The organism is Microbacterium sp. STN6 (assembly GCF_026410545.1).
GTDB lineage: Bacteria > Actinomycetota > Actinomycetes > Actinomycetales > Microbacteriaceae > Root112D2.
On the sequence record NZ_JAPMIT010000002.1, the window covers coordinates 41,894 to 57,511 of the forward strand.

At 69.2% G+C, this 15,618-nt stretch carries 14 protein-coding genes; 6 read left to right on the forward strand and 8 right to left on the reverse strand.

What is annotated here, in order from left to right:
• Window positions 1-86: 86 nt before the first annotated feature.
• A complete protein-coding gene (locus tag OSC27_RS05655; RefSeq protein WP_267180483.1) occupies window positions 87-1,112 on the reverse strand; it encodes a glutathione S-transferase family protein in 1,026 nt (341 codons plus the stop codon).
• Window positions 1,109-1,426 carry a hypothetical protein gene (locus OSC27_RS05660; protein ID WP_267180484.1) on the reverse strand — a complete coding sequence of 106 codons (318 nt, stop codon included), beginning with the start codon at window positions 1,424-1,426 and terminating at the stop codon, window positions 1,109-1,111. Before OSC27_RS05660 ends, OSC27_RS05655 begins: the two co-directional genes overlap by 4 nt.
• Before the next feature lie 59 nt (window positions 1,427-1,485).
• Between OSC27_RS05660 and OSC27_RS05665 the strand changes: the two genes are divergently transcribed.
• The 3 genes from OSC27_RS05665 (at window position 1,486) to OSC27_RS05675 (ending at window position 6,752) form a co-directional block, all read left to right on the forward strand.
• Entirely contained in the window at window positions 1,486-2,037 is a 552-nt protein-coding gene (locus tag OSC27_RS05665; RefSeq protein WP_267180485.1) for a GNAT family N-acetyltransferase, read from the forward strand.
• A gap of 271 nt (window positions 2,038-2,308) precedes the next feature.
• Window positions 2,309-5,833: a TM0106 family RecB-like putative nuclease gene (locus tag OSC27_RS05670; RefSeq protein ID WP_267180486.1), complete on the forward strand. Its 3,525-nt coding sequence runs from the start codon at window positions 2,309-2,311 to the stop codon at window positions 5,831-5,833.
• A 283-nt stretch (window positions 5,834-6,116) separates the two neighbouring features.
• Complete coding sequence (locus tag OSC27_RS05675) at window positions 6,117-6,752, forward strand: DarT ssDNA thymidine ADP-ribosyltransferase family protein (protein WP_267180487.1); 636 nt, start codon at window positions 6,117-6,119, stop codon at window positions 6,750-6,752.
• A 46-nt stretch (window positions 6,753-6,798) separates the two neighbouring features.
• Here the strand turns inward: OSC27_RS05675 and OSC27_RS05680 are convergent, their stop codons facing one another.
• Complete coding sequence (locus OSC27_RS05680; RefSeq protein ID WP_267180488.1) at window positions 6,799-7,140, reverse strand: GNAT family N-acetyltransferase; 342 nt, start codon at window positions 7,138-7,140, stop codon at window positions 6,799-6,801.
• 105 nt (window positions 7,141-7,245) lie between these two features.
• Here OSC27_RS05680 and OSC27_RS05685 point away from each other — a divergent pair, with 105 nt between their 5' ends.
• Complete coding sequence (locus OSC27_RS05685) at window positions 7,246-7,662, forward strand: hypothetical protein (protein ID WP_267180489.1); 417 nt, start codon at window positions 7,246-7,248, stop codon at window positions 7,660-7,662.
• 9 nt (window positions 7,663-7,671) lie between these two features.
• Here the strand turns inward: OSC27_RS05685 and OSC27_RS05690 are convergent, their stop codons facing one another.
• Window positions 7,672-8,577, reverse strand: a complete 906-nt coding sequence (locus OSC27_RS05690; RefSeq protein ID WP_267180490.1) for a sulfurtransferase — start codon at window positions 8,575-8,577, stop codon at window positions 7,672-7,674.
• Between the two features lie 66 nt (window positions 8,578-8,643).
• Complete coding sequence (locus tag OSC27_RS05695; RefSeq protein WP_267180491.1) at window positions 8,644-9,324, reverse strand: DedA family protein; 681 nt, start codon at window positions 9,322-9,324, stop codon at window positions 8,644-8,646.
• 301 nt (window positions 9,325-9,625) lie between these two features.
• Here OSC27_RS05695 and OSC27_RS05700 point away from each other — a divergent pair, with 301 nt between their 5' ends.
• Both OSC27_RS05700 and OSC27_RS05705 read left to right on the forward strand, forming a co-directional pair.
• A complete protein-coding gene (locus OSC27_RS05700; protein WP_267180492.1) occupies window positions 9,626-10,627 on the forward strand; it encodes an ATP-binding cassette domain-containing protein in 1,002 nt (333 codons plus the stop codon).
• Window positions 10,624-11,439: an ABC transporter permease gene (locus OSC27_RS05705; protein ID WP_267180493.1), complete on the forward strand. Its 816-nt coding sequence runs from the start codon at window positions 10,624-10,626 to the stop codon at window positions 11,437-11,439. The genes OSC27_RS05700 and OSC27_RS05705 overlap by 4 nt, the downstream gene beginning before the upstream one ends.
• A 61-nt stretch (window positions 11,440-11,500) precedes the next feature.
• Here OSC27_RS05705 and OSC27_RS05710 read toward each other — a convergent pair whose 3' ends face one another.
• Genes OSC27_RS05710 through OSC27_RS05720 form a run of 3 tightly spaced genes read right to left on the reverse strand, consistent with a single transcriptional unit; the run spans window position 11,501 to window position 15,614 of the window.
• On the reverse strand, window positions 11,501-14,809 hold the full coding sequence (locus OSC27_RS05710; RefSeq protein ID WP_267180494.1) for a BTAD domain-containing putative transcriptional regulator: 3,309 nt from the start codon (window positions 14,807-14,809) through the stop codon (window positions 11,501-11,503).
• A gap of 23 nt (window positions 14,810-14,832) precedes the next feature.
• Entirely contained in the window at window positions 14,833-15,084 is a 252-nt protein-coding gene (locus OSC27_RS05715; protein WP_267180495.1) for a hypothetical protein, read from the reverse strand.
• A gap of 38 nt (window positions 15,085-15,122) precedes the next feature.
• On the reverse strand, window positions 15,123-15,614 hold the full coding sequence (locus OSC27_RS05720; RefSeq protein ID WP_267181143.1) for a CoA-binding protein: 492 nt from the start codon (window positions 15,612-15,614) through the stop codon (window positions 15,123-15,125).
• Between the last annotated feature and the right edge of the window lie 4 nt (window positions 15,615-15,618).

A 15,618-nucleotide genomic window follows, 5' to 3' on the forward strand; every position in this document is an offset into this window, starting at 1 on the left:
TCACCGTACTTACCCCGCGAAGACCGGCGTCGGCTCCGTTATGATCTGGGTCGCGGTCGCCCTCGCGATCATCGGCGTCATCGGGTTCATCTGGCGCGTGCTGCAGTAGCCGCGGCGCCGTGGCCTGGCGGCACGACCTCGCCGGCGACAGGCGGGCCGGGCGGCGTGCCATCGCCGAAGGGGCGGCCCCCGAGGTCGTCGCGGTGGTGCGGGGTGAGCCATCCGGAGGTGTCGGGGCCGAGCGGCACGATGCCGGTCGGATTGATGTCGGAGTGCACCAGATAGTAGTGCTGCTTGATTTGCACGAAGTCGATGGTGTCGCCGAAACCCGGCGTCTGAAACAGGTCGCGCGCGTAGGCCCACAGCGCCGGCATCTCGGTGAGCTTGTTGCGATTGCACTTGAAATGGCCGTGGTAGACGGCGTCGAAGCGGGCGAGCGTGGTGAAGAGGCGCACGTCGGCCTCGGTAATCGTGTCGCCGACGAGATAGCGCTGGTCGGTGAGCCGGGCCTCGAGCCAGTCGAGCCGGTCGAAGAGACGATGGTAGGCGTCGTCGTACGCCTTCTGCGAGCCGGCGAACCCGGCGCGGTACACGCCGTTGTTGACGTCGGAGTACACCACGGCGTTGACCTCGTCGATCTCGCCGCGCAGGCGCTCGGGGTAGAGGTCGGGGGCGCCGTCGCGGTGGAAGTCGACCCACTCGGTCTCGAAGTCGATGGTGATCTGCGGGTAGTTGTTGGTGACCACCGCGCCGGTCGGGATATCGACGATGGCGGGAACGGTGATGCCGCGTGGGTAGTCGGGGAAGCGGGCGAAGTAGGCCTGCTGCAGCCGCTCGATGCCGAGCACCGGATCGACGGCGCCGGGGTCGAGGTCGAAGGTCCAGCTGCGCTCGTCGTGGGTGGGGCCGGGCATGCCGAGTGAGATCGCGTCTTCGAGGCCGAGCAGCCGGCGCACGATGATGGAGCGATTCGCCCAGGGGCATGCGCGGGCCGCGACGAGGCGGTAACGGCCGGGCTCGACCGGCCATCCGTCGCGGACATCGCGGGTGATGCGGTCTTCGATGTACGCCGTGTCGCGGTTGTACTCGGTGCCGGGCTCGACGTAGGTCATCGGCCCGTGCCGGATTCGGGCGTCGTGTCGGTCCCGAGTGCCGTGTCGGTGCTCGGAGCGGTGCCGGATCCCGGCGATGTGTCGGTGCTCGGAGCCGTGTCGTGGTCGGCGTCATCCGCCTCGGTGTCTCCGGAACTGTTCAGGCCTTCCTCGCCCGGCATGTCGGGATCGTTCGCAGTGTCGAGCGCCGATCCGCCTGCCACGACGCCCGCGGCGCTGTTGCTCGGGTCTTCCTGGCCCGGAAGGTGCGCCGTCTGCCCCGGCACACCGTCGAGCTTCTGCTCGCTGCCCACTTTTCTCAGATCGTCGTCCATGCCCGCCAGTGTAAGTCGCGGCTGCGCCGGCGTCAGGGGCAGTCCGCTAAGGTGATCGCGTGCCCAGCCCACACGCCGTCACACTCCGTCCTCGTACCGAAGCAGACTTAGACGTGCTGTTCGCTCTCGCGTCGGACCTGAGCACGTGGGAAGAGCGAAGTCCATCGACGCCCGCACCCATGGCCCGCGAGACGTTCGACGCTCGCCTTGCGCGGGCCGATGCCGAGTCATCCGGCACGAGCGTCCGCTTCGTGATCGACGTCGATGGGGATGCCGTGGGCAGCGTCTCGCTCTTCGAATTCGACGAGCTCGCCCGCCACGCGGAGGTCGGTATCGTTGTCGCTGCCGGGTTCCGCGGCAAGGGCATCGGAACGGCGGCGATCTCTCAGATCGTCGAGTTCGCATTCGTGCGCTGCAACCTGCGCCGGGTGCACTTGCAAGCGATCGCGTCGAACGTCGCCGCCATCCGTGCGTACGAGAAGGCCGGCTTCGTCATCGAAGGCCGCCAGCGCGAGCACGCCTGGGTCCGTGGGCGATATGAGGACATCGTCATCATGGGAATCCTCCGTTCGGACTGGAAAACTCGACCCGACCAGCCGCACGTCGCATAAGCGGACGGCAACCGTCCTCTCCTTCACCCCCTCGTCTGCAGCCACCCGCATGCGCGCACCGACGAACGAAAACGACGGTGATTCTGTCGAAAACGGTCTGATCCAGTGCTGATCGAGCCGATTTGTTCGATATCACCGTCGTTTTCGTTCGGCGAGCGCGGGCGGGGGCGGGGCGAGCGCGGGCGGGCGCCGGGCGCGCTCGGGCGCGGGTGGTGCAGGCGTCGGCGGCAGCAGCGCGGTGGGTGTCAGAGGGTGCCGATACTCTCAGTGCATGTTCATGGTGGGCGGAACGGCGGTGACGAGCGCGAGTGACCTCGCCGCGGCATCCGCCTGTGAATTCGCCTTTCTGCGGGGCATCGACGTCAAGTTGGGGCGCATCGAGGCTCTGCCCGACGAGGTCGACGAGATGTACGAGCGCACCTCGCGCCTCGGCGACGAGCACGAGCATCGGGTGCTCGAACAGTACCGAGAGCGGTTCGGCGCCGGCGTCGCCGAGATCGCGCGGCCCGCGAGCATGCAGCGCGCCGATATCGAGGCAGCCGTCGACGAGACCGTGCGGGCGTTTGGGTCCGACGCCGACGTGGTGTTCCAGGCCACTTTTTTCGACGGCTCCTTCATCGGTTTCGCCGACTTCATCGTGCGCCGTCCCGACGGCTCCTGGCTCGTGCAAGACACCAAGCTTGCCCGCCACGCCCGCGTGACCGCCCTCATGCAGCTCGCGGCATATAGCGATCAGCTGCGGCGCATCGGTCTGCGGCCAGCCGAGACTGTGCAACTGCTGCTCGGCGACGGCACCGTCAGCGAGCATGCGCTGCGCGACATCGTTCCCGTTTTCCGCAAACGTCGCGCGCGTCTTCAGCAGATCATCGACGAGCGGATGCTGGCGCACACCCTCGTCGCCTGGGGCGACGAGCGCTACAGTCTCTGCGGCCACTGTCCCGCGTGCGAGGCCGAGATCCAGGCGAGCGACGACGTGCTGCTGGTGGCGGGCATGCGCGTGACGCAACGCGCGCGCCTGGGTGAGGCGGGCATCCGCACGGTGCAGCAGTTGGCGCTCTCGGACGGGCCGGTCGACGGCATCGCCGAGAGCACCCTGGCGGGGATGCGCATGCAGGCGACGCTGCAGCTCACCGCAGCGGCCGGCGCGCCGCCCCCTGTTGAGCTCTACAATCCTCCTGCGCTCGCCGCGCTGCCGGAACCCAACCCCGGCGACATCTTCTTCGACTTCGAGGGTGACCCGCTCTACACCGAGGGAGCCGGGAATCGCTGGGGACTCGACTACCTGTTCGGCCTGGTCGAGACCGACGAGACGTTCCGCGCGTTCTGGGCGCACGGCTTTGCCGAGGAGCGGCAGGCTCTTCTCGACTTTCTCGCCTACCTTACCGAGCGCCGTCGGCGCTACCCCGGCATGCACGTATACCACTACGCCTCGTACGAGCGCACACACCTTCTCAGCCTCGCGGCGCGCCACGGTGTCGGCGAGGATGCGGTGGACCAGTTGCTGCGCGAGAACGTGCTCGTCGACCTGTACCCGCTGGTGCGGCGGGCGCTGCGGGTCGGATCGCGGTCGTACTCGATCAAGAAGCTCGAGCCGCTCTATATGGGCGACGAGCTGCGCTCCGGCGAGGTGCAGACCGCGGCCGCCTCGATCACCGAGTACGCCAACGCCGTGGAGCTCCGCGCCACCGGCGATGTTGTTGGCAGCGACCACATGCTCGCGATCATCGCCGACTACAACCGGTACGACTGCGTCTCCACGGCACGACTGCGCGACTGGTTGCTCGCACACGCGCGCGGCAGCGGTGTTCGCATCGGGGCGTCCCATGCCGAGGAGGACGAAACAGGGCAGCCCGAGCCCTCCCCGTTGACGGCCGCGCTGCTGGCCCGCGCCGGCGATCCGCTGCACGAGCGCGACGCCGACCAGACCGCTGCCGCGCTCGCTGCAGCGGCCATCGACTACCACCGCCGCGAGCAGAAGAGCTTCTGGTGGGGGCATTACGCCCGGCTTGAGCAGCCCGTGCAGGAATGGGAAGACACACGAGACGTGCTCATCGTCGAGCACGCGCGCGTCGAGCGCGACTGGCATATCGAGGGCCGGCAGCGCACGCAGCGGCGGTGGCTGCGTCTGAGCGGAAGGCTGGCACCCGGCAGCCGCATCGCCGAGAGCGAGCGGTCCGGCCCGTTCCTGCTCTACGAATACCCCGCGCCGTTCCCGACGCCGCGCCTGGCGCCCGGCTCGCGGGGCGCGCGCACCGCACGAGTCCTCGAGGTCCGCGACGACGGCAGCGTGCTCGTCGAAGAGACCCTGCATGCGGATGCCGCGGCGTACACCGCGACGCCGAGTGCCCTCGCGCCCGCCTCACCCCCCGCTGCCGGTTCCCAGACGGGAGCGATCGAGGAGTGGGCCGAGCGCATCGTCGAGGCAGCCCCGGGATGGCCGGCTGACGCCATGACCGACGTGCTTCGCCGGGTGCCGCCGCGAACGAGGAGCGGCAGGCTCGCCCCCGTCGACGACGCGTTGCTGGGGGAGGATCGCGTCACAGCAGTCGTCGCGAGCCTGCTCGACCTGGACGACTCCTACCTGGCCGTGCAGGGCCCACCCGGCACAGGCAAGACCTACCTCGGCGCGCATGTCATTGCCGAGCTGGTGTCGAAGCACCACTGGAAGATCGGCGTCGTCGCCCAGTCGCACCCGGTGGTCGAGAACCTGCTGGCCGCCGTCGTGAGGGCGGGCCTCGACGCGGGCCTCGTGGGCAAAGTGCCGAAAGCGGGAGGTGGGGCCGCCGACCCGTCGGAGTCCGCATACGAGGTGCTGCCGAAAGACGGCCAGCTTGCGTTCGGGGCCGAGCATGCGGCATCCGGTTATGTCATCGGTGGAACGGCCTGGGACTTCAGCAACAAGGCCAGGGTGCTGCGTCGCAGCCTCGACCTGCTCGTGGTCGACGAGGCCGGCCAGTTCTCGCTCGCGTCCACCATCGCGGCGAGCGTTGGCGCGCGCAACCTGCTGCTTCTCGGAGACCCGCAGCAGCTGCCGCAGGTGAGTCAGGGCACGCACCCGGAACCAATCGACCGCTCGGCACTCGGCTGGGTGAGCGACGGGCACGACGTGCTGCCAGCCGAACTCGGCTACTTTCTCGCAGAGAGCCGGCGCATGCACCCGGCCGTCACCGCCCCCGTCTCGCGGCTCTCGTACGAGGGCATGCTGCGCTCGCATCCGGTGGCGTCGACGCGGCACCTCGACGGTGTGCGGCCGGGCCTGCATGTGGTCGGTGTTGAGCACACGGGTGACTCGGTCGAATCGGCCGAGGAAGTCGTCGTTGTCGTCGACCTGGCGCGGTCGGTTCTCGGCCGAATGTGGAGAGACCCCACTGAGAGTGCTGAACCGCGGCCGCTCGAGGCTGGCGACGTGATCGTCGTCACCCCATACAACGCGCAGCAGAACAGAGTGCGCGATGCGCTCATCGCGGCGGGGCTCGGCGGGATTCGCGTCGGCACGGTCGACAGGTTTCAGGGCCAGGAGGCAGCCGTGGCAATCGTCTCGCTCGCCGCGTCCTCGGCAGAAGACGTGCCGCGTGGCATGTCGTTCCTCATCATGAAGAATCGGCTCAACGTGGCGATCTCGCGTGCAAAATGGGTCGCCTACCTCGTGTACTCGCCCGCGCTGACGGAATACCTTCCCTCCACCCCGCCGCAGCTCGCCGAGCTGAGCGCCTTCATCGAGCTGACGCAGAGCGGTGATGCGATCGGCGATGGGGCGATGGGCGTCGGCAGAGGCCGCCCATCCGACGTAACGTAGAGGGGCGGGCGGCGCGTACCTCACGACGAACACGCGGCACCGCGATCCCGAGGCCGACAAGCAAAAAAGGGGCTGTGTGAGCGGCGAGTGCATTCACGGACTGGACGAGGGCCTCTGCGCGGTCTGCTACCCCAAGGTCACGCCTGAAAAGGCTCAGACTCCCGCATCCCGCACCGGTTCCCGTGCGCAAGCCGCCACGCGTGCGCCTCGTGCGCGAGCCGCCTCAGCCCCGCGTGCAAAAGCATCGCGGCAGGCCGGCGCCGCTGCCGCTCCCGGCCGCCGGGTGAATGTTGACGAGCAGCGCGTCTATCACCTCACGCACATCGCGAACCTGCGCGGAATTCTCGCCGAGGGTCGCATTCTCGCCGATGCCAACGGTGAATTCCAGACGCGGCCCGAGATCGACATCGCAGCACCCGACACGAGGCAGCTGCGGCGCGAGACTCTCGTCGGCGAGCGCAGTGTTGCCGACTTCGTGCCGTTCTTCCTCTCACCCGACGCCGAACTGTGGCAGACCATGCGAGAGGGCCGCGACGACCCCCGGCTCTCCGCGCAGGGGCGGCGCGCGGACCCGCACGATTTCGTCATGTTCGTCTCAACGATCGGCGCGCTGGCCCGGCACTCTGCCTCGGCGGTGCTCGCCTCGGGCGACGCAACAGCGGCACTGACGCGTTTCGACAGCGAACGCGAGGGCACCGAGCGGATGCTGCGCCGCCTCTCGGTCGACGACGACCCCTCGTCGTTGCAGGCCGCCGAACTGCTGGTGCCGGAGGCGGTTAGCCTCGACGTGATCGCGCTTGTGGGCGTGGCAGGAGAGCGCGCCAGGCGCGAGGTGCGCGAAATGCTGGCCACCTCGCCCTGGAAACCGAAGGTGGCGGTCTACCCGCCGTGGTTCCGTGCCGAGGCCGACGGCGCCTGAGGTAGACGGCGCCTGACGCCATCTGTCGGGCGCCAGCGGTGACGCCTCAGCGCGTGAGCAGCGAGGCGCGCTCGGGGTGCTCGTCGAACCACTTGGCGACGTACCAGCACATCGGCACCACCCGGTAGTCCGTCGTCGACTCGACGTCGTCCATTGCGAACGTCACGAGCCGGTCCGCAAGACCCTGGCCACGATGCGTCGGCTGCGTGAACGTGCGGGTGAACGAGATGTTGGTGCCGTTCACCCGGTAGTCGGCGACGCAGATGAGCTGGCCGCCGATTCGGAGCGCGTAACGCTGGTTGCCCGCCTCGTGCACGAGGTCGACGCGTGGGGCGTTGCCGTCGCGCTCGTCGAGTGAGGCGTCGTCGGAATCGCTCTGCGCTGCCATGACCTCAGGCTAGGCTCCTTCTCCACCGTTGTCTGCATACCGTCGCTTTCCACAGATGCGTCGCGCAGCGACCAGCGCGGCGCGATCAGCGACGAGCATTGCAGCATGTCAATGATCTCCGCCGAACAGGCAGCCCAGATCCCCCTCGAGACCGACGACGAGATACTTCAGAGGGCGCGCGACATCGTCGGTCGCGCATGCCGCCGGCAGGTGTGGATCTTCATGCTCGACGAGCATGCATGCCAGATCCCCGTTCTGATCCCGTTCGAGGATTACCCTGCCGCGCCCGAGGGCACCATCGATCTCTTCGTCGGCCTCGTTGCCGGGGCGATGAGCCAGGTAGAGGCGGCGTCCGTGTTCTTCGTCTGGGAGCGGCGCCTGGGCGAGGCATCCGTTCCCGGGGACCGGCGCTGGGCCGCTGCACTCGCCAAAGAATGTCGGGAGCGGGGGCTCGTTTTGCGGGGCCAGCTGCTGAGCCATCGCACGGGCTTGCGCTGGTTTCCGCCAGAAGAATACGAGTGAGGGGTACGGTCAACCGCTGGCCAGCGGCCGCGCCGGATCCGCGGCCCACTCGTTGAGCGAGCCGTCATAGACGGCCACGTCGGTGTGCCCGACGACGGCGAGTGCGAGTGCGTCGAGCGCCGCCACGATCCCCGCCGCGCAGTACGCGATGATGTGAGGCGCGCCGTCGATGACGTCTGCGAAGACGGCGAGCAACGACTCGGCGTCGAGCAGGGCGTTCGTCTCCCGGTCGACAAGCCGGCTTGCCGGCACGCTCACGCTGCCAGGTATGTGCCCGAGTCGGGAGCGCAGCCCGGATTCGCCGCGGAACTCCCTCGAGGGGACGCCGCAGAGAAGCAGGCCGTCCCGCTCGCCGCTCAGCACGGCCGAGACCTGGGCGGCGTCTGCCCACAGTTCGGGGCGTGGCCTCGCATGAAACTCGACGCCGCCGGCCGGCGCCACCCAACCCGCTTCGGTGGGCCGCCCTTCTGCCTTCCACTTCGTCATTCCGCCGTCGAGCACCGCTACCCGGTCGTGCCCGAATGACCGCAGCAGCCACCACAGCCGCGCCGCCCACCGGCCGTTCGCCGTGTCGTAGACGATCACAGTGGCCGCGTCGTCGATGCCGACCGCTGCGGCTGCCTCCTCGAATCGCTCGACGTCGGGCCGGGCGAAGCCGTATTCGCCGCGCGGGTCGCTGAATTCCTCGACGAGGTCGGCCACGAGCGCCCCCGGTATGTGGCCCTCGATCAGGTACTGGTCAAGGGCGCTGAGCCATCCGTAGCCGCCGCCGAGGCGGTCGACCCGAACGACCGTCGCGTCGAGAACCACCATGCTCGGCGAACCCAGGTGGTCGGCAAGCCACTGCGTCGAGACGAGGGGCGCGGCCAACTCGGGCCCCGTGTACGTGCGGATGCGTTCGGTCGCGTCGGTCATGAGGCCACGCTAATCAGCGCACTCGCGCCAGGCCATCGCCGCCGCAACAGGCCGTAACAGCGCCGTCTACTCCTGGCGAAGACGGGCCTTCGAGCGCCCCGGAGTCTTGTGCTCTGACTCATGCTCCTGCGTCTCGCGGGCCTGCCGCCGCTCGTGGTGCCGACGCACCCGCGTCGACGCGAAGTCGATGATGATGCCGCAGGCCACCGCGACCACGATCCCCACGAGCGCGGCGGCGAGCGGCTGCTTGTGCGCCCAGTGGCCGGCCGCGGTGCCGATGAGCACCGAGTACCCCGCCCACGTGATCCCGCCGAGAAGCGTCAGCGGCCAGAATCGTCGCCAGGCGAAGCCGGTTGCCCCCGCGGTCATGTTCACCGCGATGCGCCCGATCGGAATGTAGCGGGCCGTGAGAATGACCACGGCCGCGCGGCGCTCCAGGCCGTGACCCGCCCGGTGCACGGCGGCCGCGATGCGCGGCCGGCGCATCCATGCAAAGCGATCGATGCCGATCGCCCGGCCGATCGAATACGCGATGTTGTCGCCGACCGCTGCCCCGACCGCGGCGATCGCCACGACAAGCCACGGGTTCGGCAGCCCGGCCGAGACACCGACAGCCGCGGCGGCGACCACCACCGTCTCGCTCGGCACCGGCGGAAAGAACCCGTCGATCACGACGAGCGCGAACAGCACGGGGTAGACCCACGGCGAGCTCATGGTCTGCATGACCAGCTCGGAGATCGGATCCATGACGCTCGTTTCGCACTCGGGTGAGGCCTGCCGCCTCGGACGCACAGAAGGTGCGTCGGCCCTGATTGAAGAGTAAGCGAGCGGATGCCGGTGGCGCATCACTCGCGGGCATGATCTCGGTCGACTCCCAGTGCTACCTGCGGCCGACGACGAGCGCTGCAAGCGTCATGTCAGCGCCGTGTCAGCGCCGTGTCAGCGCCGTGTCAGCGCCGTGTCAGCGCCGTGTAAGAGCCGTGTAAGCGCCCGCCCGCACCATGAATACCGACACAACGAACCACACGGATTCGTGAAAGGACTCACCATGAGCAATTCAACCGACTGGGCCGTCGAAGCCCACGGGCTCGTCAAGACATTCGGCGGCAACCGGGCCGTCGACGGCGTCGACCTCTCGGTTCGCACCGGCACGGTCTATGGCGTGCTCGGCCCGAACGGCGCGGGCAAGACGACCACGATCAGCATGCTCGCCACGCTGCTTCGCCCGGATGCCGGCAGCGCCCAGATCTTCGGCCACGACGTGGTCGCCCAAGCGCAGATCGTGCGCCAGCTGCTCGGGGTGACCGCGCAGTTCGCCTCGGTCGACGAGCGCCTCAGCGCCACCGAGAACCTCGTGATCTTCGCCCGCCTGCTCGGCTTCAGCCGCGCAGAGGCGAAGCGCAAGAGCGCGGAGCTGCTCGAGGAATTCGGGCTGACCGAGGCCGCCCGGCGCCCGATCTCCAAGTTCTCCGGCGGCATGCGCCGCCGCCTCGATCTCGCCGCGAGCCTGCTCGCCCAGCCGCCGCTCATCTTCCTCGATGAGCCGACGACCGGCCTCGACCCCCGCACCCGCGCCCAGATGTGGGAGACCATCCGCCGCCTGGTGGCGACCGGATCCACCGTGCTTCTCACCACGCAGTACCTCGACGAGGCCGACCAACTCGCCGACCGCATCGCCGTAATCGACCAGGGCCGGGTCGTCGCCGAGGGCACGGCGGACGAGCTCAAGGCGTCGGTCGGCGAGTCGTCGCTGCAGCTCAGGCTGGCCGATCCGACCGACCTCGAGGACGCCCGGCGCGCCGTCACCAGCGTTCTCGGTGTCGAGGCCGTCGTCTCACCCGAGGCGGGTCGCATTACTGCACCCATGCTGAACCCGGATGCTGTCACCGACCTCTTCATCACCTTCCGCGAGGCCGGCATCCACCTCACCGAGATGTCGGTGCAGAAGCCGACCCTCGACGAGGTCTTCCTCACCCTGACCGGCCACGGCGTCGAAGACGACTCTTCGACGACCGGTGCGGCTCCCGAATCAGAAAGGGTCAGCGCATGACCACCGCAACAATCGCCTCCGGCCGCAGCCGGGAGCTCCGCAACCACGTCAGCCTCGGTCAGTCGGTGGCGAACTCGTTCACCATGGCATACCGCGGCCTGCTCAAGATCAAGCGCACGCCAGAACAGCTCATCGACGTCACGGTGCAGCCGATCATCTTCACCCTGATGTTCACCTACATCTTCGGTGGCGCGATCTCGGGCGACATCGCCGGCTATCTGCCGATCATCATTCCCGGCATTCTCGCGCAGACCGTGATCACGACCTCGGTCGTCACGGGCGTTCAGCTGCGTGAGGATATGGACAAGGGCGTGTTCGACCGCTTCAAGTCCATGCCGATCGCCCGCATCTCGCCCCTCGCGGGAGCCCTGCTGGCCGACACGGTTCGCTACTTCATCGCCACGACCCTCACATTCGTGATGGGCTACATCATGGGATGGCGCGCGGGCGGAGGCATCACCGGACTCATCTTCGCCGGCCTGCTCGTCATGGCCTGCGCGTGGGCCATCAGCTGGATCTTCGCGTTCTTCGGCGTTGTCGCCCGCAGCGCCTCGAGCGTGCAGGGCATCTCGTTCCTCATCCTGTTCCCGCTGACGTTCCTCTCGAACGCGTTCGTGCCGGTCGACACCATGCCGAGCTGGCTGCAGGGATTCGTGAACGTCAACCCGGTGTCGCACCTGATCACGGCCGTGCGCGAGCTGACCAACAACGGTGCGGTCACGAGCGACCTCTGGCTCGCCCTGCTCGGCTCCGCCGTTGTCGTCGCGATCTTCGCACCGCTCACCGTGCGGGCGTACATGCGCAAGGCGTGATCGACCCCTCGTGACGGGCCCGCGGCATCCGCTCTCCTAATGAAGGGGGCGGATGCTGCCGTCACAGCCCTCGCACCAAAGCACGCAGCTCACGGCACGTGAGCGCGGCGTACGCGGCCTCCATCGCCTCTCTCGGCTCGAGGTCGCGTACCGCCGCCTCCGCCGCCTCGACGGCGTCGGCGCCGAACCGGGCGAGGGCGCTCTCTCGTACGCGCTCCCGGCGAAGCGAGGGGAAGTCCTGGCGGCTTCCCAGGGCGCCGGCCAGGGCGAACAGGCGCAGGGGGACCATGCCGATCTCGGCTGATTCGTGCTCGGCTGATTCGTGCTCGGCCGAATGAGCGAGCAGCCATCCAGCGATCCCGAGAAGCCCCGAGCCGGTGACGGGAAGGTCTGCCAGACGACCGCGCACACGCGCTGTCACGAGGATCTCGACGCGCAGGGCCCGCGCCAGCTCTCGTACCTCGGGCAACGCCGACTTGCCGGCATGTACGTGAGCGAGAAGGCAGCTTGCCGAGACCATGATGCGCCACGGCGCGTTGGGCGGGGGAGTGCTGCCGAATGATGCCGCCGCCCGCCGGTAGGCCTTCAGGCCCTCGGCGACGCTGCCCCGGGCGAGGGCGACTTCTGCGAGACCGGCGCGACCGATCCCGAGGCGCTCCGGCGCCGCCTGGTCCACGGTCGGCTCACCACCGGCGATGTAGCCGTCGAACATGCGCTCGGCCGTGTCGATCTGGCCCACAGCCAGCCGGTTGACCGCGACAATCCAGTGCAGGTGATCGAGGTCGCCGCTGGCCTGCAACTCGCGCATCCCGCGCTCAGCCGTCTCGACCCACTGCAGTGCCTCGTGCGCCCGGCTGCTCTGGCTGTACAGCTCGGCCATGGATTGGGCGGCGGTCGACGCAGCCCACACGTTGCCGTTGCGCTCGGAGGTCTGCCACGAGCGCATGCTTGCCTTCAGTGCTCGCTCGATCTGCCCGTTGTTCTCCATCAGTTGCGCCATCAGAAGGTCAGCGAGCGCGGTGATCCGGGGGTCGTCCGACTCGAGGTACGACTGCAGAATCACGTCGAAGGACTCAGGCTGTGACAGCGCCGTGACGGTGATGCTCGCGAGCATGTCGAGCACCGGATCGGAGGACGACGCCTGCCGCTTCAGCCTCCGCAGCCGGCCGAACGCGACGAGCGCCGACCGGTTATTGTCGAAAATCGAGCTCGTGCCCGCGATCGCGAGACTGGCGATGACGGCATCGAGGTGGTCCGCGTCCGGCATGTATCGGCGCAGGGCCGACACGATCGACGGGCCGAAACCGGCGGCATCCGAATGCGCGCCCCTCAGTGACCAGTAGTAGCCGATCGTCGCGAAGAGCGAGGCTACGATATCGGGTCGCGAGGTGTCGAGGGCGTGGCGCAGCGCCGAGACCAGGTTCTCCTGCTCCAGCGTGATGGCGCGGAAGGTGCGCAGCTGGTCGGCGGAGTTGAGGCCAGCGGCGGTCGCCCGCGCGAACCATTCGGCCCAGCGCAGCATCGCCTCGTCGACCGAGGCATCCTCACCCGCGTCGACGAGGGCCATCTGGCCGAATTCGCGCACCGTTTCGAGCATGCGGTAACGCAGGTCGCCCGTGAGCGGCTCCTCGGCGACCTGCACGAGCGACTGGCCGATCAGCCCTTCCAGCGCGTCGGTCACGTCTTCGCCGCCGACGCTGCCGACCCGCTGCGCGGCGTCGGCGCTGAACCCGTCACTGAATCGCGCGAGCCGCCGCAGCAGCACCCGCTCGGCCTCGGTCAGCAGGTTCCAGCTCCAGTCGATGACCGCGAGCAGGGTGCGGTGCCGTTCTGGCGCCGTGCGCTCGCCGCTCGTGAGCAGGGCGAAGCGGTTGCCGAGACGCCGTTCTATCTCATCGACGGGCATCGAGCGGATGCGGGCTGCCGCGAGCTCGATCGCCAGGGGCAACCCGTCGAGCCGCTCGCACAGCCGGCCGATCACGTCCGCAGGCAGCCAGGCGCCGGGCCGCGCCGCCCGCGCACGCTCCATGAACAGGGTGACGGCCGGGCCGAGCTCGCCCGGCCTACCGCTGGCCAGCGAGTCGAGCGGATACACCTGCTCGCCGCCGATCGCGAGCGGCGCCCGGCTGGTCGCAAGAACCCGCACGTTCGGCGCCTGCGCCAGGATCTCCTCGATCCACCCGGCGGCGGCATCGATCACGTGTTCGCAGTTGTCGACGATGAGCAGCGTCGCTCGCTCGCGAAGCACCCCGAGAATGCGCTCGCGCACGTCGAGCCTGGCGCTCGGCTCGGTGAGCGTGAGCCGGCTGCTCGTGACCTCGCGGATGCCCAGTGTCGACGCGAGCGCCAGCGTGATGTCGTCGGCGCTGCGCACGCCAGCGAGCTCGACGACGACGACCGCCGGCGCGGCGGCCGTGCGGTGACCCATCTCTTGTGCAAGGCGCGTCTTGCCGAGGCCTCCCGGTCCGAGAATCGTCACGAGCCGCGAAAGGTCGAGCAGAGCCTCGAGCGCCGCAATGTCGCCGTCGCGGCCGAGAAGCGCGTTCGGTGCGCTGCGCAGCCCGATGCGCACTCGCCTGCCGGCCGCGGACGCCCCCGACGCGTCGCCGCGCATGAGGTCGGCGTTGAGTGCGACGAGCGCCGCGGAGGGGTCGCTGCCGAGGTCGTCGGCGAGCCTCGCCCGCATGTCGGCGAAGACCTGCAGCGCCTCGCCGAGGCGACCGAGCGCGGCGAGTGCGCGCATCCGCTGGGCTGCAACGGCCTCGTCGTAGGGGAACGTGCCGGTCAGCGTGTCGAGGTCGGCGAGGGCCTTCTCGGCCTCGCCCGATTGCAGCCACGCGGATGCGCGCAGCCGCACCAGGTCATCACGCAGCGAAGCGGCTCGTGCTGCCAGCGCCCCCGCCAGCTCGCCCTCGCCGAGGTCTGCGCCGGCATCCCCCTGCCAGAGCGACAGCGCCTGGGAGGCGAGCGCCGCCGTGCGCGTGCTGTCGCCGTCGGCCTGCGCGGCCCGGCCGGCCTCACGAAGGCGGCCGGCAACCGCCAGGTCGACGCTGTCGGGGTCGGCGAGCGCGTAGCCGTTCGCGTTCGAGGCGATCAGGCCGTCTGCGCTCGCCTGCCGCAGCCGGGAGACGAGGGTCTGCAGGGCCGCCTTCGCGCCGCGCGGGGGAGCCTCGCCCCAGAGGTCGTCGATGAGCTGGGGCACCGAGACCGTGGCGCCCGACGCGAGGGCGAGGGCGGCGATGAACGCCTTGGCGCGCACGCCGGAGGGCTCGGTCAACTCGCCGTGGCGATCGGCGATGCGCACCGGGCCGAGCACCCGCACCGAGAGCGCATGGCTGGTGGCCGGCCGGCCGGTTGCGGGGGAGAGCACGTGGCGAGTTTACGGCAGGGGATTCAGCCCGCGGTGGGCGGGCTCGCCGCCGGGGAGTCGGCTACCTCTGCGTTCGGGCCTGGCGTGAGGGTGGCGAGGTAATGCATGACGCCGTTGATGTGCTCGGCGGCCCTCGGGTCGTCGTCTTTCAGTGCCCACCATGCCTGCCCGCCGAGTGCGAGCGCCTTCTCGGGCTGGCCGGCGTCGCCGAGCTGGCGCAGCGCTTTCGCGAGCAGCTTGACGACGTCGCGCTCGGGTGGGCGGGTGCTTGCCATGGTGTGCGGCTTCTTCGTGGATGGAGCGGTCGATGGTGTCAGCGGATGGTCTTGCGGCTGGTGATCTGGCCGGTGTCGAAGCCGAGCAGGTGCAGGCCGCCGTGGAAGCGGGCGTGCTCCACTTTGATGCAGCGGTCCATGACGACGGTCAGGCCCTTCTCCTCGCCGTAGTACGCGGCCTGCTCGTTCCAGATGCCGAGCTGCACCCAGATCGTCGTGGCGCCGATCGCGACGACGTCGTCGATGACCGCCGGAATGTCGGCCGGCTTGCGGAACACGTCGACGATGTCGGGCACCTCCGGCAGGTCGGCGAGCGAGGCGTAGGCCTTCTGGCCCAGGATCGTGCCGGCGTTGGGGTTGACGAAGTAGAGGCGGTAGTCGCTCGACTGGCTGAGGTATGTGGCGACGAAGTAGCTCGAGCGCTTCGGGTTGGGTGAGGCGCCGACGATGGCAACAGACTTCGCCTTGCGAAGGATGGCCAGCCGTTCCTTCGCGTCCGGGCCCACCCATGTGCGCTGCTTCTTCAGCAGCTTC

Excerpts from the sequence above, each read along its gene's own strand:
- OSC27_RS05655 (WP_267180483.1), bottom strand. The coding sequence starts at position 1,112 with ATGACCTACGTCGAGCCCGGCACCGAGTACAACCGCGACACGGCGTAC.
- OSC27_RS05685 (WP_267180489.1), top strand. The coding sequence starts at position 7,246 with ATGTCAATGATCTCCGCCGAACAGGCAGCCCAGATCCCCCTCGAGACC.
- OSC27_RS05670 (WP_267180486.1), top strand. The coding sequence starts at position 2,309 with ATGTTCATGGTGGGCGGAACGGCGGTGACGAGCGCGAGTGACCTCGCC.
- OSC27_RS05705 (WP_267180493.1), top strand. The coding sequence starts at position 10,624 with ATGACCACCGCAACAATCGCCTCCGGCCGCAGCCGGGAGCTCCGCAAC.
- OSC27_RS05690 (WP_267180490.1), bottom strand. The coding sequence starts at position 8,577 with ATGACCGACGCGACCGAACGCATCCGCACGTACACGGGGCCCGAGTTG.
- OSC27_RS05700 (WP_267180492.1), top strand. The coding sequence starts at position 9,626 with ATGAGCAATTCAACCGACTGGGCCGTCGAAGCCCACGGGCTCGTCAAG.
- OSC27_RS05715 (WP_267180495.1), bottom strand. The coding sequence starts at position 15,084 with ATGGCAAGCACCCGCCCACCCGAGCGCGACGTCGTCAAGCTGCTCGCG.
- OSC27_RS05680 (WP_267180488.1), bottom strand. The coding sequence starts at position 7,140 with ATGGCAGCGCAGAGCGATTCCGACGACGCCTCACTCGACGAGCGCGAC.
- OSC27_RS05660 (WP_267180484.1), bottom strand. The coding sequence starts at position 1,426 with ATGGACGACGATCTGAGAAAAGTGGGCAGCGAGCAGAAGCTCGACGGT.
- OSC27_RS05695 (WP_267180491.1), bottom strand. The coding sequence starts at position 9,324 with ATGGATCCGATCTCCGAGCTGGTCATGCAGACCATGAGCTCGCCGTGG.